Raw genomic sequence first — 17,031 nt, forward strand, 5'->3', positions numbered from 1 at the left:
CGGGTGAACAGCACCCCGTGCTGTTCAGGTCATGCCGGGGGCATGACCGACCCAATGATGGAGGGAGGCGCGCAGCGCCGGAAGGGTGAGGGCAGGAAGGGACGTTCGTGATGGCATCGCAACCCTCCCAACCCGCCCCCCTAAAAGGCGGAAAGCTCGCGCTGGTGGCGTTCGCGCTGGCGCTCGGCACCTTCATGATGGTGCTCGACACCACCATCGCCAACGTCTCGCTGCCGACGATCGCGGGCAACCTCGGCGTGTCGAGCGACAATTCGACCTGGGTCGTCACCGCCTTCGCGGTCGCCAACGGCATCGGCGTGCCGCTGACCGGCTTCCTGATGGGGCGGTTCGGGGTGGTGCGGACCTTCTGCGTGTCGGTGGTCCTGTTCACCATCGCCTCGTTCCTGTGCGGCATCGCGTGGAGCCTGCCGTCGCTGATCGCCTTTCGCGTGCTGCAAGGCGCGGTGTCGGGGCCGATGATGCCGGGCAGCCAAGCGCTGCTGATCTCGATCTTTCCGTCCGACAAGCGCTCAACCGCGCTCGGCATCTGGTCGATGACGACGCTGGTCGCGCCGATCATGGGGCCGATCCTGGGCGGCTATATCAGCGATAATTATCACTGGAGCTGGATCTTCCTCATCAACGTGCCCTTCGGCATTTTCGTCGCCATCGCCTGCTGGACGGGATTGAAAAGCCGCGAGACGCCGACGCGCAAGCTGCCGATCGATACGGTGGGGCTGTGCCTGCTGGTGCTGTGGGTCGGCTCGCTGCAGATCATGCTCGATCTCGGCAAGAATGCCGACTGGTTCAACGATCCGACCATCGTCGTGCTGTCGGTGATCGCCGCGATCGGCTTCGTGTCGTGGGTGATCTGGGAGATGACCGACGCTCATCCCACCGTCGATCTTCGCCTGTTCGCGTTCCGCAACTTCTCGATCGGCAACATCGCCTTCGCGCTCGGCTATGCGGTGTTCTTCGCCAACACGCTGATCCTGCCGCTCTGGCTCCAGACCCAGCTCGGCTATACCGCGACCTGGGCGGGGCTGGTGGCGGCGCCATCGGGGCTGGTGGCGGTGATCCTGACGCCCTTCGTCGCGCGGCTGTCGGGCAAGATCGACGCGCGCATCCTCGCGACCGTCGCCTTCGTGTCCTTCGCCGCCTCCTATTACCTGCGCTCGGGCTATACGACGGGGGCGAGCTTCTGGGACTTCACCCTGCCGCTCATGGTGCAGGGCGTGGCGATGAGCACCTTCTTCCTGGCGATGCTGACGATCTCGCTCGACGGCATCCCGCCCGAACGTCTGCCCTCGGCGACCGGCATCTCCAACTTCGCGCGGATCGTCGCGGGCAGCTTTGCCGCGTCGATCATCACCACCGCCTGGGACCGGCGCGAGGCGCTCCACCAGAGCCGCCTCGCCGAGACGATCGGGTCGGGCACGCCGCTGCAGATGGCGATGGCGCAGCTGCAGAAGATGGGGCTGAACCAGGCACAGGCAGCCGCCGCGGTGACTCGGCAAATGGTGGGGCAGGCGTATCTCCTCGCCTCGACCGACCTGTTCAGGCTGTCCGCGTGGCTGTCGGCCGGACTGATCGTGCTGGTCTGGCTGGCGCGGCGCCCCTCGGGCGGCGGCGCGGCGCATGCGGCGGCGGATTGAGTTCCGAATTCGTCGCTTACCGCCCCCTCCGTCAGCCTGCGGCTGCCACCTCCCCCTGGCGGGGCAGGATCACGCGAGGTCGATCCTCCCCCGCTAGGGGGAGGTGGCGCGCGTCCGCGCGACGGAGGGGGCGGCAAGCTACGTCCCTCGTGATCAATACCGGCTGATCTCAACCGGCAACGACCGATAGCCATGCACAAAGCACGCCGCGACCCGCTCCGGCTCGGCGACGACGTTCACCCGCATCCGCCGCTTGGCCATCTCCTCCAGCAGCACGCCGACCTGCAACTCCGCCAGCCGCGCGCCGACGCAGCGATGGATGCCGTGGCCGAACGCCAGGTGGCGGCGCGCATTGGGGCGGTCGACGCGGATCGCGTCGGCGTCCTCGCCGAACACGCTGCGGTCGCGGTTCGCCGACAGATACCATAGCGCCAGCTTGTCGCCGGCGCGGATCAACTGCCCCATCACTTCGGTATCGACCAGCGCCGTTCGCCGCATGTGCGCAAGCGGCGTCTGCCAGCGGATGATCTCGCTGACGGCATTGCCGATCAGCGACGGGTCGTCCTCCAGCTGAACGCGCGCATCGGGGAACAGGTCGAGGCCATAGGCTGCCGCAGACATCGAGTTCCTCGTCGTGTCGTTGCCGCCAACGATCAGCAGGATCAGGTTGCCAATGAATTCGTGCGGATCCATGTGGCTCATCGCGTCCGAATGGATCATCATCGAAATCAGGTCGGGCGTCTGCGGCTGGTTCAGCTTGGCGTTCCACAGCCCCTGGAAATAGGCGCCGCACTCGAACATGTGCTCCAGCCGCTGGCGGCGCAGCTCGGGCGTCTTGATCAGCTCGATGTCGCCCGCCCAATCGGACCAGAAGGTCAGCTTGCGCCGCTCCGCCCACGGAAAGTCGAACAGGATCGCAAGCATCCCCGTCGTCAGCTCGATCGACACGCGATCGACCCAGTCGAACGTCTCGCCCCACGGCAACTCGTCGAGCACCTCAGCGGTGCGCGCGCGAATGTCGGCGGTCATCCGCGTCATCTCGCTGGGGGTGAAGGCGGGCGCGACGGTGCGACGTTGGCCGGTGTGGACCGGCCGGTCGCGGGCGATGAACATCGGCATCCGCACGTCCGATTCGATGAAGTCGGCGAGCGTGATGCCCCCGGCTTCCGACGAGAAGACGTCGGGCAGCGACTCGATCTCGACGATCGGTTTGTAGGTCGAAACCGACCAATAGGGGCCGTAGTCCGAATGCTCGCAGCGATAGACCGGCGCCGTTTCGCGCAATGTCGCAAAGGGTTGCTGCCAGCGGTCCTCCGCATAGAGTTCGGCGCGGCTCACATCCAGCGGATCGACCGGATGCGCCGCCGCCACGTCCTGCACCATCGTCGCCATGGGCTCTCTCCTATGCGGGAAAGAAAGCCGTTGCTGACACGCTTGTCAATTAGCTCTTGCCACGCTTCCAGAACGGCCGGACGCTGCCCGACTGCAACACGCCGCGCCGGAACAGCCGCGCGCCGACGGCGATGAAGATCGCGACCCACACCAATTGCCACGCGATCGCCAGCAGGTGCGGCCACAGTACCGGCGAGTTGGCCGCGCGCCCCGCCATCGCGAAGGGCGACGACAGCGGGAAGATCTCCGCTGCCAACGCGATCCCGCTGCCGGGGCGCGACGCAGCGGCGCTCGCCAGCGCGAAACAGCCGACCTGGACCAGCGTGATCGGCAGCGACAGCATCTGGATCTCGCGCGGGGTAGACGCCTGCGCACCGATGCCGAGGAACACGGAGCCGAGCAGCAGATAGGCGGTCGCGAAATAGGCGGCGAACAGGATCGCGAAGGTCGGGCCGCCGATCGCCGGTGCCAGTTCGGCGAGCGCCGGCGCCGCGCCCGCGGGCAGCAGAGAACCGAGCTTGCCGACCACCGTCCCCCAGAAACCGACGAACAGCAGCGCGACGCCGAACATGCCGATCAGCTTGCCCAGAAACACCGATTCGAGCGGCACCGCAGCGGCGAGCACCTCGATCACCTTGTTGTTGCGCTCCTCCGCCATCGTGCCGACGACCTGCCCCGCCAGGAACAGCGTCAGGAAGAAAATGCCGAAGACGGCGAAGAACGCCGACTGGTTGCGGCCGCTGGTCGACGCCCGCTCGCGCGTCATCGCCACCTTGGTCAGCGTGACGCTCGGCACCGCGCCGCCGAGCTTCTCTGCCGCGAGCGCCTGGCCGGCGAGCAGGCCAAGATAATTGGCCGCGGTCTTGCCGAGCGGGCCGTAGAGGACGGTCGGCTTGTCGAGCGGGCCGTACATTACCGCCACGGCGTCGTAATCGCGCGACCGGAAGGCGGCGCGTGCCTGGCCTTGCGGATAGGTGCGCTCGGTGATCGTGGTCAGTTCGGGCGGCGTCTCGTCGCGGCGATAGCCGGCGCGCAGCCTGGTGTCCGCCTCTGCCAGCGGGCGGGCGTAGCGATCGGGCGTGACGATGACGATCCGCGCCTTGTCGCTCGGCCCCGCGACGCTAGCCGCGCCCATCCCGCCGATCGCGCTGAACGACCCGATGATCAGCGGCGCGAACAGGAACAGCAGGAACACCGGCGTGAACACCGTCGCGGTGAAGTCGCGGCGGGCGATCGTCAGCGTCTGGCGAAGCGAGCGGCGAAACCGGGTCATGCCGCGGTCTCCCCGGCGGCGGCACGCCCGACGATGTTGACGAACGCCTCGTGCAGTCCGGGCCGTTCGATCGACAGCGCGGCAATGCCGTGGCCGCGCTCGATCAACTGTGCGAGCAGCGGCTCGATCCCTTCCGCGGGCAGGGGGAAGCGCCAGTCGTCGCCGTGGCGCACCGCATCGGCGGGCAGCGCGGCGGCGACGCCTTCATCCCGACGCGCGCGGTAATGGACGCGGCTGGGCAGGGTGGCGCGCGCATCGTCGACCGTCCCTTCGAATCGCCGCTTGCCGCCGGCGATGATCGCGAGGCGATCGCAGACCCGCTCGGCATGTGCCATGATGTGGGTCGAGAACAGCACCGTCGCGCCGCGGTCGCGCTCGGCAAGGATCAGCGCCTCCAGCTTCTCCTGGTTGACCGGATCGAGCCCCGAGAACGGCTCGTCGAGCACCAGCAGCCGCGGCCGGTGGACGACGGAGCCCAGCAGCTGGACCAGCTGCGCCATGCCCTTCGACAGCTTGCGGATCTTCTCGTCGGCGGCATGGCCGAGGCCGATCGTCTCCATCAGGTCGGCCGCACGCGCACGCCCGGTGCGCCAGTCTAGCCCGCGCAGCGCGCCCATGAATGCGATCGCCTCCTTCGCCTTCATCGACGGATACAGCCCGCGCTCTTCGGGCAGATAGCCGACCCAGTCGCTCGCATCGCGCGGATGATCGGTGCCGAGCAGCGTGCGATGCCCCTCGTCGGGTTCGATGATCCCCAGCAGCATGCGCAGCGTCGTCGTCTTGCCCGCGCCATTGGGCCCAAGCACGCCGTAGATGCTGCCCGTCGGCACGGTCAGGTCGACCCCGTCGACGACGCGGCGGTCGCCGAAGCGCTTCACCAGTCCCTCGGCCGTGATGGCGTAATCAGCGTTCACCCGAATTCCGTTCGCTAGACCGGGGATTTGCTTGCCGCCCCATTGCCCATCCGTGGTAGCGGGGCGTCGTGGCGGAAGACAAGAGCCTGGAAGATCGGATCAAGTCGAAGGCGGTAGAGCTCGGCTTCGCGGCCTGCGGCATCGCGCTCGCCGACGCCGCGCCGCTCGCCGCCGATCGCCTGCGCCAATGGCTGGCCGACGGCTGTCACGGCGACATGATCTGGATGGAGACGCGCGCCCACCATCGTGCCTCGCCCGCCGGGCTGTGGCCCGCGGTGAAGAGCGTCATCTCGCTCGGCATGAGCTACGCCCCCGCCACCGATCCGCTCGCGCTGGCGGACGAAGGCGGAGTCGGGCGAATCTCGGTCTATGCGCAAGGAGCCGATTACCACGACGTCGTGAAGCGCCAGCTGAAGGCGCTCGGCCGATGGCTGGCGGCGGAGGGCGGCGGTGACCTCAAGGTTTTCGTCGACACCGCGCCGGTGATGGAAAAGCCCCTGGCGGAAGCGGCGGGGCTGGGGTGGCAGGGCAAGCACACCAATCTCGTCAGCCGGGATCACGGCAGCTGGCTGTTTCTGGGCGCGATCTACACGACGCTCGAGCTTGTGCCCGACGGCCGGGGGCGCGGCGGCTGTGGGTCGTGCGACGCCTGCCAGACGGCCTGCCCGACCGATGCCTTCCCTGCGCCCTATCGGCTCGATGCCCGGCGCTGCATCTCGTATCTGACGATCGAGGCGGCGGGCCCGATCCCGCACGAGTTCCGCCGCGCGATCGGCAATCGCATCTACGGCTGCGACGATTGCCTGGCGGTGTGCCCGTGGAACAAGTTCGCCGCCGCCGCGCGCGACAACATCGCCTTTCATCCCCGTGCCGAGCTGGTCGCGCCCGATCTCGCCGACCTGCTGGCGCTCGACGACGCAGGCTTCCGCCAGGTGTTCGCGGGTTCGCCGATCAAGCGCATCGGCCGCGACCGCATGGTCCGCAATGCCGCGATCGCCGCCGGAAACAGTGGTGACGGTGACTTGGTGCGGGTGTTGCGGCCGCTGGTGAACGATTCCAATCCGGTGGTCGCCGAGGCGGCCGAATGGGCGCTTGGCGAACTTCAGCCCTGACGGGTTACTTCCCCCCATTTCGCCGCGCCAGCGCCGCGACGCAGCTTGCCCGGTCGATCGCGCTGCCGTCGGGCTCGCGCGCATCGAGATAGGTCACCGTCGCCTCGCCGCCGCCGCTGCCCTGCGGATAGAGATACGCGTCCAGCACGCAGATCGGGCCGACGAATTGCAGCTTGCGCGCGGTCCCTTCGCGCACGTCGGCGTCCGGCTGCCCGAACAGCGTCGACAGCCCCGCGGCATCCTGGCCGATCACGCGTTCCAGCCCCAGATTGGTATAGCTCGGCGCGGGGCGCGCGGTAACGCTCGGCGGCGGCGCGCCGGTCGAGGCGCAGGCGGCTAGCGTGGCGGCGAGCGCCAGGGCGGTCAGGCTGCGGATCATCGCCGGCTCCCGTGAAACAGATGCGTTGCCATCGCCGCGCCCAGGATCGGCGCGAACAGGTTGGCGAGGGGAACCATGAACAGCCCCGTCACCGCAAGCCCGAGGACGAAGCGCTCGCCCTTCGTCGCCGCGCGCCAGCCCCGCATCGCCGCATCGTCGAGGTGGCGGCTGCCGACGGTGTCGCCGAGATCGCGACCGAGCAGCCAGCCGTTGACCAGGAAGAACGCGATCGCCGGCCCGATCGCGGTGAACAGCAGCGCCAGATAGACCGGCAGCATGACCAGGTTCGCCGCCAGCGCCCGCGCCGCCGAGCCCAGTCCCATGCGCAGGCTCCGCCCCAGGCCGACACCGCGCGCCGCGCCATGCGCCGCCGGATAGGTCCGCTGCTCGACCGCCGCGACCACCTCGTCGCCGAACAGCTGGAGCACCGCGATGGCGACGACGCGGAACAACAGCCACCCGCCCAGCACCATCGCGACCGTCGCCGCGACCGCCGACAGCGAATGCCCCGCCCAGCGGTCGAGCGAGGCGAACACCCCGACCCCGACCGCCGCGAAGACGATCAGCGTCACGATCATCGACTTGACGAACACGCGGATCACCGCCGGGTCGGTCAAGTCGCGAAGGGCGAGGAAGAAGGCGCGGAACATAGACGCTTGAAGTGGGAGGTGGCGGACGCCCCGTCAAACCCTCCGTCACCCGGGGTGACGAAGGCGCCACCATTCCCATCGCCCCCAATCCCCTCTACAGGCCGCGCTTTCATCATCGGAGCCCGCCATCTTGTCCCAGCCCCGCTACGACGTCGTCGCCATCGGCAATGCGATCGTCGACATTCTCGCCAAGGCCGACGACGCCTTCATCGCCGCCAACGGCATGACCAAGGGTGCGATGCAGCTCGTCTTTTCGCCCGAAGAGGCCGACGCGCTCTATGCGAAGATGGGGCCGGGGACGGAAGTATCGGGCGGCTCGGCGGCGAACACCATCGCCGGCATGGCGGCGCTGGGCTCGTCCTGCGGCTTCATCGGCCAGGTCGCCGACGACCAGCTGGGTGCGGTCTTCGCGCATGACATCCGCGCGGCGGGCATCCGCTTCGACACGCCGGCGCGCGCCGGCCAGCCGACCACCGGCCGCTGCCTGATCTTCGTGTCGCCCGATGGCCAGCGGACGATGAACACCTTCCTCGGCGCCTCGCACTTCCTGCCGGCCGAGGCGCTCGATCGCGACCTGATCGCCGACAGCAGCTATCTGTACCTCGAAGGCTATCTCTGGGATCCCGAAGAGCCGCGCGCTGCGATGCGCGCCGCGATCGACGTCGCACGCGCGGCGGGGCGCAAGGTCGCCTTCACCCTCTCGGCCGAATTCGTCATCGACCGCCACCGCGCCGCCTTCCACGAGCTGATCGACGGCGGGCTGATCGACGTGCTGTTCGCCAACGATGCCGAGATCATGTCGCTGACCGAAAACAGCGACCGGGAGGCGGCGATCGCATCGCTGCAGGACAAGGTGCCGCTGCTCGTCGTCACGCTCGGCCCCGATGGCGCGATGGCGATCGCCGGCGGCGAGCGCACGACCTGCGCGGCTGAGGCGGTGACCGAGGTGATCGACACCACCGGCGCCGGCGACCTGTTCGCGGCGGGCTTCCTCCACGGCCAGGTGACCGGCAAGAGCCTTGCCGACTCGCTCCGCCTCGGCGCGATCTGCGCGGCGGAATGCATCGGCCACATCGGCCCGCGCCCGCTGGCCGACCTGAAGGCGCTGGCGGCAGACAAGCTGGGCTGACGCCTCAATCCTCCCCCTGGCGGGGGAGGATTACACGGCAAAAGGGGCCGGGAGATCGTTCTCCCGGCCCCTTTTCGCAGAACCCTCGAACCGATCAGTGAACGCCAGGCACCGGCGGATCCAGCGGATCGTTCTCTGGCACTTCGACGATGCCGCGACCCTGGTGCGATGCGCCGCGGCTGTAGGCGAAGTAGATCACCAGCCCGACGACGCCCCAGATCGGTAGCACCAGCATCGCGTCGAGCGGCAGGTTGAAGAACAGGAAGATGCAGCCGATGATCGTCGCCGGCCCCAGCAGGCCGAGCGCCGGCGTACGGAAGCTGCGCTTGCGGTCGGGTGCCGTCCGACGCAGGATCATCACCGCGATCGCGACCATCATGAAGGCGTAGAGCGTCCCCGCGTTGGCGATGTCCGCCAGCCGCCCGACGGGCAGGAACGCCGCCGCGATCGCCACCGCGATGCCAGTGGCGGCGGTGACGATGTACGGCGTCTTCCACTTGGGATGCACCTTCGACAGCACGTCGGGCAGCAGGCCATCGCGGCTCATGACGAAGAAGATGCGGGTCTGGCCGAACATCAGGATCAGCATCACCGACGGCAGCGCGAGCATTGCCGCCAGGCCGACCGCATTGCCGACGCCCGACCAGCCGATCTGGCGAAGGACATGCGCCAGCGCCTCGTTCGAGCAGACCAGCGGCAGCTTGTCGGCGGCATAGGTGGCGCACTGGCGCGCCAGCTCCTCGGACCCGGCAGGGAAGGGGACGCCGTTGGGCCCCATGATCGGCTGGCCGCCGACCGTCCCGATCGCGCCGGCGGCGACGACGATGTAGAAGACGGTGCAGAACAATAGCGACCCGATCAGCCCGATCGGCACGTTACGCTGCGGATCCTTGGTCTCCTCCGCCGCGGTCGAGACAGCGTCGAAGCCGACATAAGCGAAGAAGATCGTCGCCGCCGCGCCGACCGCACCGACGCCGGTGCCGAAGCCGCCGAATACGCCGGCGGGCAGGAAGGGGTTGAACCGATCGGGATCGAAATAGGCCGAGGTCAGCGTGATCGCGATGAACGCGACCAGCGCCGTGACCTTGATCGTCACCAGCACCGCGTTGACGCGCGCGCTCTCTGTGGTGCCGATCATCAGCAGCCAGGTGATGAGCAGCGAGATGATCACCGCGGGCAGGTTGATGAACCCGCCGGCGACGCCGCCCAGCGCCAGCGGCGCACCCGATAGCGCAGGCGGCAGTTGGACGCCCAGGAATTCGGTCAGGATCGTGCCCGAGAAGAAGCCCGACCAGCCGACCGCGACGGCGCTCGCGGCGACCGCATATTCCAGGATCAGCGCCCAGCCGACCGTCCAGGCGAGCAATTCGCCCATCGTCGCATAGGTATAGGTGTAGGCGGAGCCCGCCACCGGGACCATCGCCGCGATCTCGGCATAGCAGAGCGCGGCGACGATGCAGATGGCGCCGGCAATGGCGAACGCCAGCATCAGACCGGGGCCGGCCTTTTGCGCGCCCGCCGCGGTCAGCACGAAGATGCCCGTGCCGATGACGCAGCCGATGCCGAACAGCGTCAGCTGGAACCAGCCGAGCGTGCGATGCAGCGACTTCTTTTCGGCCGTCGCGAGAATGGCGTCGAGAGGTTTGACGCGTCCGAAGATCATGTACTCACATCCCCCCCAAGGGAGGCGGCTTTGACCGCCGTGTTACGAAAGCGTGAAGCCTAGTCGAAAGCGGGGATCAGGCAATCCCTTATCGGGCGAGCATCGGCCCCAGCGGCTGGCCGGCGAACAGGTGGACGTGAAGGTGCGGCACTTCCTGCCCGCCATGGCCGCCGGTGTTGGCGAGCAGGCGATAGCCCGGCGCGACCAGCCCCATGTCGCGCGCCACCGTGCCGACGGCGCGAACGAAGCCCGCGATCGTCTCGCCCGACGCGTTGGCCGAGAAATCGTCCCACGACACATAGGGTCCACGCGGGATCACCAGGATGTGCGTCGGCGCCTGCGGGTTGATGTCGTGGAAGGCGATCGCCCACTGGTCCTCGTACACCCGCTTCGCCGGGATCTCGTCGCGCAGGATCTTCGCGAAGATATTTTGGTCGTCATAGGCTTGGGTGGCGTCGATCGGCATCAGCGGCTCCTCTTCTCGTCATGCCCCGACGTGCCCTCGCGGCGTTCCAGCTCGGCACGGACGTCGGCGAGCGACAGGCCGGCGTCGGCGAGCAGCACCATCAGGTGATAGAGCACGTCCGCCGCCTCGGGCACGATCGCCTTGGGATCGGGGCTGCAGGCGGCGATGACCGTCTCCACCGCCTCCTCGCCCAATTTCTGCGCGATCCGGCCACGGCCGCGGGCGAACAGGCTGGCGGTGTAGGAACTGGCCGGATCGTCACCGCGGCGGGCGATGATCGTCGACTGCAGGCGATCGAGGACGTCGTCGGTCATGGCAGCGGGGTGGCGTGAGCCGCGTCGTCCGTCAATCCTCCCCCGCCAGGGGGAGGTGGCGCCGTAGGCGTCGGAGGGGGAGGTAGGCGACGCACTATCGAGAGCGCAGGGCGTCCGCCCCCTCCGTCAGCGCTGGCGCGCTGCCACCTCCCCCTGGCGGGGAAGGATCACGAGTGACTCCGCACCGCCACCCCGGCCTTCGCCAGCGCCGCATGCGCGTCCGCCACGCTCGCCTCGCCGAAATGGAAGATCGACGCCGCCAGCACCGCGCTGGCATGACCCTCGACGATGCCCGCCACCAGATCGCCCAGCCCGCCGACGCCGCCCGACGCCACCACCGGCACATCGGTGCGGTCGGCGATCGTGCGGATCAGTTCCAGGTCGTAGCCCGACCGCGTGCCGTCGCGGTCCATCGAGGTGACGAGCAGCTCGCCCGCCCCCAGCTCCGCCAGCCGCAGCGCATGCGTCACCGCATCGATCCCGGTCGCGCGCCGGCCGCCATGGGTGAAGACTTCCCAGCCTTGCGGAGTCCGCCGCGCGTCGATGCTGGCGACGCAGCACTGGCTGCCGAAGCGCGAGGCGATGTCGGCCACCACCTCGGGCCGCGCCACCGCGGCGGAATTGACCGCGACCTTGTCCGCCCCCGCCAGCAGCAGCGCGCGCGCGTCATCCGCGGTCCGCACCCCGCCGCCGACCGTCAACGGCATGAAGCACACCGCCGCGGTCCGCGCGACGACATCGAGGATCGTGCCCCGATCCTGGTGGCTGGCGGTGATGTCGAGGAAGCACAGCTCGTCCGCCCCCGCCGCGTCATAGGCGCGCGCCTGCTCGACCGGGTCGCCGGCATCGATCAGGTCGACGAAGTTGACCCCCTTCACCACCCGCCCGTCGGCGACGTCGAGGCAGGGGATGACGCGTGCGCGAACGGTCATGCGGCGGCGGCTACGCTCAGCGCGGCGGCCAGGTCGAGCCGTCCGTCGTAGAGGGCACGGCCGGTGATGACGCCCTCCACCCCGTCGCGGGTGTGAAGCGCCAGCACATGGATGTCGGCGATCCCCGCCACGCCGCCGCTGGCGATCACCGGGATCGACACCGCGCGGGCGAGGTCGACCGTCGCCTCGACGTTGCACCCTTTCAGCAAGCCGTCGCGCCCGACGTCGGTGAACAGCAGCGCCGCGACGCCCGCATCCTCGAACCGGCGGGCGAGATCGACGACGGTCACGTCGGACACATCGGCCCAGCCCTTGGTCGCGACCATCCCGTCCCTCGCATCGACCGCGACGACGATGCCGCCGGGAAAGTCGCGTGCCGCAGCCCGCACGAAGTCGGGATCCTCCAGCGCCGCAGTGCCGATCACCACGCGGCTGACGCCGAGGTCGAACCAGCGCTCGACGCTCGCCCGGTTGCGAATGCCGCCGCCGAGCTGGACATGGCCGGGGAAGGCCTTGACGATCCCCGCCACCGCGTCGCCGTTGCGGCTCTCGCCAGCGAACGCGCCGTCGAGGTCGACGACGTGAAGATGCCCGGCGCCGGCCTGCGCGAACAACGTCGCCTGATGCGCAGGGTCGTCGCCATAGACGGTGGCGCGGTCCATATCGCCCTCGGCCAGGCGGACGACCTGGCCGCCCTTCAGGTCGATCGCGGGAAAGACGATAAGGGTCATGACGGGCGCTTTCTCCCCTCCTTGCAAGGGAGGGGTCGGGGGTGGGTGGGGGCTTGGCGATATGGATGCCGCGTCGCGTCGGGGTGACGTATCGCCCGGCGCGGACCCACCCCCAACCCCTCCCTTGCAGGGAGGGGAGCGGCCAGCGTCACGGCATCCACGACAAAAACCTCTCCAGCAACGCCAGGCCGTAGCGCTGGCTCTTCTCGGGATGGAACTGGACGCCCACCATGTTGTCGCGCCCGATCGCCGCGGTCACCGCGCCGCCATGCTCCGTTGTCGCCAGCACGTCGGCGCCGGTGAAGGCATAGCTGTGGAGGAAATAGGCCTCGCCCGGCACCAGCAGCGGATGCGTGGCCACGGGATGCACGTCGTTCCAGCCCATGTGCGGCACCTTGATGCCCGTCGCCGCCGGCAGCCGCGCAACGCGGCCCTCGATCCAACCGAGCCCGCGATGCTCGCCCATCTCCTCGCCGATCTCAGCCATCAGCTGCATGCCGACGCAGATGCCCAGGAAGGGCCGCGCGCGCTGCATCACCGCCTCGCCCAGTGCGTCCTCCAGCCCCGCCACCTTGCGAAGGTTCGCCGCCACCGCGCCGAACGCACCGACACCGGGCAGGACGATGCGATCGGCGCCGCGCACGACATCGGGATCGGCGGTGACGATCAGGTCGCTCGCCCCCGCCGCCGCCAGCGCGTTGGCGACCGAGCGCAGATTGCCCGATTCGACGTCGATCAGCGCGATCAAAACAGGTTGCCGATGGCGTCCAGCGCCAGGCTGGCGGTGAAGCCGATCACCTCCGCCGTCGCGACGCCGTTCATGACATAGGGATCGGTCTGCGCGAACGCCTCGACCGCATCGGCCTGGCCGCGGAACAGCAGCACGCCGCCGTCGGCGCTCGTCTTGCGCCCGGCCAGCACCATCACGCCCTCGTCGATCGCCGCCTCGATCCAGCCGACGTGCGCGGCGCGATGCGCGTTCACCTCGTCGATCGGCTTGACATAGGTCAGCAGCACCAGCGCCATCGGTGCCATGGGTCGCGCGGCCATCACAACGTCCCCTTGGTCGACGGGATCGCATCGGCCTTGCGCGGGTCGATTTCGACCGCGATGCGCAGCGCACGGGCGACGCCCTTGAAGCAACTCTCGGCGATATGGTGATTATTCTCGCCGTACAGCGTCTTGATGTGAAGCGTCAGCCCGGCGGTCTGCGCGAAGCTGTGAAAGAAATGCTGGAACATCTCGGTGTCCATCTCGCCCAGCTTCACCTGGCTGAACTGCGTCTTCCACACCAGCCAGGGCCGTCCGGAGATGTCGAGCGCGACGCGGGTCAGCGTCTCGTCCATCGGGCTCAGCGCATCGCCATAGCGGCGGATGCCGCGCTTGTCGGCCAGCGCCTGGGCAATCGCCTGGCCGATGGCGAGGCCGGTATCCTCGACGGTGTGGTGCTGGTCGATATGCAGGTCGCCGACCGTCGTCACGTCGAGGTCGATCAGCGAATGGCGCGACAATTGCTCGAGCATATGGTCGAAGAAACCGACCCCGGTCGACACCCGGTAGGTGCCGGTGCCGTCTAGGTTGACGGTGACGTCGATCCGCGTTTCGGCGGTCGCGCGATGGACGGTGGCGGTACGCATGCGCGTTCCATAGCGACCGCGACGCCCCGCGCAATCTTGACCCGCCACCAAAGCCCGCTACCCAAGGGCCGATGAGCGACGCGATGCCCGACAGCCTGATTCCGTACGACGAGATCGTGCAGGAGGCGCTTCGTGCCGTGGTCGGGCGCGTGCTCGGCTCGGTGGCCGAGTCGGGCGGTCTGCCCGGCGAGCATCATTTCTACATCACCTTCAAGACGCAGGCGCCCGGCGTCGACATCCCGCAGCGGCTGATCGAGCGGTTCCCGGACGAGATGACGATCGTCCTCCAGAACCGCTACTGGGACCTGACCGTCGACGACCGCCGCTTTTCGGTGGGCCTGAGCTTCAACCAGGTGCCGTCGAAGCTGGTGATCCCCTATTCGGCGGTGACCGGCTTCCACGATCCGGCGGTCAACTTCGAGCTGCGCTTCCAGGCGACCGAAGACCCCGGCAGCGGCCCCGAGCCGCATGACGAGGCGGAAAACGACGCCGTCGTCGCGACCCCGGTCGAGGAAGGGTCGAACGTGGTGGCGGTGGATTTCAAGCGAAAGCGAGGCGATTAGCGAAGGCTAATCGCCGTGCGCGATGCAGCGAGCGACGCGAACGCCGGCCGGGCTCGGCGCAGCCGAGCTTCGACGTCACGGGATTCACTCTCGTGACGGCGTGCCCCACGCGACACAGCCGAATTCGCCATACCGTCACGCCGACCGTGCCTCAGCCTGACGGTGGGGTTGCGCGCCAAAATCCGTGCTAGACTTGGGCGCCGCGGTTTCGCCGGCGGGGCGCGCCCCCGCTCGCCGTCCTCATCTTCGCGATGGACCATCGAACGGAATGCACCGACCGGCTACCGTATCGGCACATGGGTAACAGCGGAACGACCGCTTTCGGGCGACCCCGCGGGCCGTTCGGATGGCGGATCTTGGTTGGATGCGGACGTAAGAAAGCCGCCAGCCTTTCGACCGACGGCTTCCTGCGCTCTACAACGAGCTTATAGCTAGGCGAAGGTCGCCGTTGTCCCACGGCGGCGATACCGCGACGCTGCGCCGACCATGGCGAAGCCGACGATCATCATCGCCCAAGTCGCAGGCTCGGGCACCGCCGGAACTGAGATGGCGAGCCCGAACAACTCGTCCTGAGTCTGACCGATCCGGGTCAGCGCACCCGTTTGGAGGTTGGCTGAATAGAGATTGCGCCCACTCTGCACGAATGCGTCCGACCCAGCAATATCGAAGCTCGTTCGTCCACCGACCGTTACGCCGAGCGAACCGATGGTCGTGAGGTCGCCAGCGTTGTTGTTTTGCCGGACCAAGGTGGAAGCAGCGGAGTCGATGGCGTATTGCGTCGTCCCGCCGCTAACATAGGCATTGGCGATCACGTCCGGGTCCTGCCCCGTGTTGTTGGGATAAAAGACGTTCGTGTCCTGCGCGATGAGGGCGCCGGTGTTCGGATTGACGCGATAATTCTGGTTGGTGTTACTGACGATCCGGATTGCGTCGGCGACGGGATTGAAGTCGAAGCCGAACAGCGTTCCTTCGATGGCCAGCGGACCGGCGCCCAGCGAGGTCGCCACGCCCGTTGCGGTATTGATCGTGTAGATAGTGCGATTGCCAGCGAGGGCATACAGCGCGCCGTTGGCCGGCCGAAAGTCGAGCGCCTGTACGCTATCTGAAAAACCGGTGATCCTGACGGACGACAAATAGGTGCCAGGTGCAGCGCTGTTGAATGAGACGAGGTTGTTGAGACCATCGACGGCGAAGATCGTGGCGGCGTTGGCGGTCCCTGCGGCGGCCATCATGCTGACGCTCAGCGCGAGAGCAACTTTCCTCAAACCAGAAATCATCCCTGTTCTCCCGTAATTGAGGTGAGTGGTTCACCCCGCAAGAGCTACGCGCGATAGGAGCCCCGGATGCAGTGAGGCTGGATGAATCTCATTCTGGGACAACGCGCTCAGTCGATGAACGGCATCTCATTTCGCTGTGTTGCTGGAAAATTGCAAAGCATTGATTGGGGCGATAGCGGAACGCCCGCTTTCGAGAAACGACCTGGCCCAGCCGGACTGCCGATCGTGGTGGAGAGCGGTCATTCGTAGAATCGCACGATCGGGGACCGCTAACACCCGAAGCGCACCCGTGTCGGGCTGATCAGGCGGGGAAATGAATTCCGCACAGTTTGTTGCCATCGGGATCACGGAAATAGGCCAGCTCGATGGTGCCCATCGAAGCGGTTTCACGCGGTCCGGGCGGAGCTTCGATCGACGTGCCGCCAGCAGCAACGGCGGTGTCATGAAGTAGCTTCACTTGCTCGGGCGAGTCGCAGGAAAAGGCAACGGTGCTGCCATTGGCAACGCTTGCTGGTTCGTCGTTGATCGGTTGACTGACGATGAAGTTGGTCCCGCTGCCGTTATTATAGATCAAACGTGTATGGCCGCTGTCGGCGATGTTTTGCGTCCCTTCTCCTGCACCCAAGGTGCCAAGCACCGTGTCGTAGAAGCGCTTGGAGCGTTCGATGTCGTTCGATCCAACCATGGTGTGAAAAAGCACGCGTTCTCTCCCGTAGGCTGATCAAATCCGATCGCCACTAGCGGTCTCACCTAACCCGCCCGTCACCCGCGGTCACCCCCAATCCGTCGAAATGTCCGTTGCTGGGCCGATAGCGGACCGGCCGCTTTCAGGAAGCGACCTGGCCCAGCCGGATGTCCGTGTGTGGACGCCCCGTCGGATACAAGGGGGTGTTCGGAAGATTGGATCGCGCAGGTTCAGGTGCTTCCGTGTGTCCGGCCTGTTG

At 67.7% G+C, this 17,031-nt stretch carries 19 protein-coding genes; 4 read left to right on the forward strand and 15 right to left on the reverse strand.

Features of this window, described 5'->3' with window-relative positions:
• Positions 1-110: 110 nt before the first annotated feature.
• Positions 111-1,655 (forward strand): DHA2 family efflux MFS transporter permease subunit, encoded by a 1,545-nt coding sequence (locus tag GGQ80_RS14260; RefSeq protein ID WP_183985972.1) that lies wholly within the window; start codon positions 111-113, stop codon positions 1,653-1,655.
• A 153-nt stretch (positions 1,656-1,808) separates the two neighbouring features.
• Here GGQ80_RS14260 and GGQ80_RS14265 read toward each other — a convergent pair whose 3' ends face one another.
• From GGQ80_RS14265 to GGQ80_RS14275, 3 genes are read right to left on the reverse strand one after another with little or no spacing between them, the layout of a single operon-like run.
• Positions 1,809-3,047, reverse strand: a complete 1,239-nt coding sequence (locus tag GGQ80_RS14265) for a cytochrome P450 (protein ID WP_183985974.1) — start codon at positions 3,045-3,047, stop codon at positions 1,809-1,811.
• A 49-nt stretch (positions 3,048-3,096) separates the two neighbouring features.
• Positions 3,097-4,320 carry an ABC transporter permease gene (locus GGQ80_RS14270; protein ID WP_183985976.1) on the reverse strand — a complete coding sequence of 408 codons (1,224 nt, stop codon included), beginning with the start codon at positions 4,318-4,320 and terminating at the stop codon, positions 3,097-3,099.
• A complete protein-coding gene (locus GGQ80_RS14275) occupies positions 4,317-5,234 on the reverse strand; it encodes an ABC transporter ATP-binding protein (protein ID WP_425506062.1) in 918 nt (305 codons plus the stop codon). Before GGQ80_RS14275 ends, GGQ80_RS14270 begins: the two co-directional genes overlap by 4 nt.
• A gap of 68 nt (positions 5,235-5,302) precedes the next feature.
• Here GGQ80_RS14275 and queG point away from each other — a divergent pair, with 68 nt between their 5' ends.
• The gene (queG, locus tag GGQ80_RS14280) at positions 5,303-6,346 is read left to right on the forward strand and encodes a tRNA epoxyqueuosine(34) reductase QueG (protein ID WP_183985978.1); all 1,044 of its coding nucleotides are present in this window, start codon (positions 5,303-5,305) and stop codon (positions 6,344-6,346) included.
• 4 nt (positions 6,347-6,350) lie between these two features.
• Here the strand turns inward: queG and GGQ80_RS14285 are convergent, their stop codons facing one another.
• Positions 6,351-6,725 (reverse strand): hypothetical protein, encoded by a 375-nt coding sequence (locus GGQ80_RS14285; protein WP_183985980.1) that lies wholly within the window; start codon positions 6,723-6,725, stop codon positions 6,351-6,353.
• Positions 6,722-7,375, reverse strand: coding sequence for an EI24 domain-containing protein (locus GGQ80_RS14290; protein ID WP_183985982.1), 654 nt, complete (start codon positions 7,373-7,375; stop codon positions 6,722-6,724). The genes GGQ80_RS14285 and GGQ80_RS14290 overlap by 4 nt, the downstream gene beginning before the upstream one ends.
• 130 nt (positions 7,376-7,505) lie before the next feature.
• On the opposite strand from GGQ80_RS14290, the gene GGQ80_RS14295 reads away from it, so the two are divergent.
• Positions 7,506-8,504 carry an adenosine kinase gene (locus tag GGQ80_RS14295; RefSeq protein ID WP_183985984.1) on the forward strand — a complete coding sequence of 333 codons (999 nt, stop codon included), beginning with the start codon at positions 7,506-7,508 and terminating at the stop codon, positions 8,502-8,504.
• A 94-nt stretch (positions 8,505-8,598) separates the two neighbouring features.
• On the opposite strand, the gene GGQ80_RS14300 is transcribed toward GGQ80_RS14295, so the two are convergent.
• From GGQ80_RS14300 to hisB, 8 genes are all read right to left on the reverse strand, one after another.
• Positions 8,599-10,167 (reverse strand): amino acid permease, encoded by a 1,569-nt coding sequence (locus GGQ80_RS14300; protein ID WP_183985986.1) that lies wholly within the window; start codon positions 10,165-10,167, stop codon positions 8,599-8,601.
• An 88-nt stretch (positions 10,168-10,255) separates the two neighbouring features.
• Entirely contained in the window at positions 10,256-10,633 is a 378-nt protein-coding gene (locus GGQ80_RS14305) for a histidine triad nucleotide-binding protein (protein WP_183985988.1), read from the reverse strand.
• Positions 10,633-10,947: a phosphoribosyl-ATP diphosphatase gene (locus GGQ80_RS14310; protein WP_183985990.1), complete on the reverse strand. Its 315-nt coding sequence runs from the start codon at positions 10,945-10,947 to the stop codon at positions 10,633-10,635. Before GGQ80_RS14310 ends, GGQ80_RS14305 begins: the two co-directional genes overlap by 1 nt.
• Before the next feature lie 167 nt (positions 10,948-11,114).
• Complete coding sequence (hisF, locus tag GGQ80_RS14315) at positions 11,115-11,879, reverse strand: imidazole glycerol phosphate synthase subunit HisF (protein ID WP_183985992.1); 765 nt, start codon at positions 11,877-11,879, stop codon at positions 11,115-11,117.
• Positions 11,876-12,610, reverse strand: a complete 735-nt coding sequence (gene hisA / locus GGQ80_RS14320; RefSeq protein WP_183985994.1) for a 1-(5-phosphoribosyl)-5-[(5-phosphoribosylamino)methylideneamino]imidazole-4-carboxamide isomerase — start codon at positions 12,608-12,610, stop codon at positions 11,876-11,878. The genes hisF and hisA overlap by 4 nt, the downstream gene beginning before the upstream one ends.
• 148 nt (positions 12,611-12,758) lie before the next feature.
• Positions 12,759-13,358, reverse strand: coding sequence for an imidazole glycerol phosphate synthase subunit HisH (gene hisH, locus GGQ80_RS14325; protein WP_183985996.1), 600 nt, complete (start codon positions 13,356-13,358; stop codon positions 12,759-12,761).
• Positions 13,355-13,660 carry a YciI family protein gene (locus tag GGQ80_RS14330; RefSeq protein WP_183985998.1) on the reverse strand — a complete coding sequence of 102 codons (306 nt, stop codon included), beginning with the start codon at positions 13,658-13,660 and terminating at the stop codon, positions 13,355-13,357. The genes hisH and GGQ80_RS14330 overlap by 4 nt, the downstream gene beginning before the upstream one ends.
• A complete protein-coding gene (gene hisB / locus GGQ80_RS14335; protein ID WP_183986000.1) occupies positions 13,660-14,247 on the reverse strand; it encodes an imidazoleglycerol-phosphate dehydratase HisB in 588 nt (195 codons plus the stop codon). The genes GGQ80_RS14330 and hisB overlap by 1 nt, the downstream gene beginning before the upstream one ends.
• Before the next feature lie 71 nt (positions 14,248-14,318).
• On the opposite strand from hisB, the gene GGQ80_RS14340 reads away from it, so the two are divergent.
• The gene (locus GGQ80_RS14340) at positions 14,319-14,810 is read left to right on the forward strand and encodes an SspB family protein (protein ID WP_183986002.1); all 492 of its coding nucleotides are present in this window, start codon (positions 14,319-14,321) and stop codon (positions 14,808-14,810) included.
• Positions 14,811-15,241: 431 nt separating this feature from the next.
• Here GGQ80_RS14340 and GGQ80_RS14345 read toward each other — a convergent pair whose 3' ends face one another.
• A complete protein-coding gene (locus tag GGQ80_RS14345) occupies positions 15,242-16,087 on the reverse strand; it encodes a DUF4394 domain-containing protein (RefSeq protein ID WP_183986004.1) in 846 nt (281 codons plus the stop codon).
• A gap of 301 nt (positions 16,088-16,388) precedes the next feature.
• Positions 16,389-16,787, reverse strand: a complete 399-nt coding sequence (locus tag GGQ80_RS14350) for a VOC family protein (RefSeq protein WP_183986005.1) — start codon at positions 16,785-16,787, stop codon at positions 16,389-16,391.
• Positions 16,788-17,031: the final 244 nt, after the last annotated feature.

Origin of the sequence: Sphingomonas jinjuensis, assembly GCF_014197105.1 — a bacterium.
Taxonomy (GTDB): domain Bacteria; phylum Pseudomonadota; class Alphaproteobacteria; order Sphingomonadales; family Sphingomonadaceae; genus Sphingomonas; species Sphingomonas jinjuensis.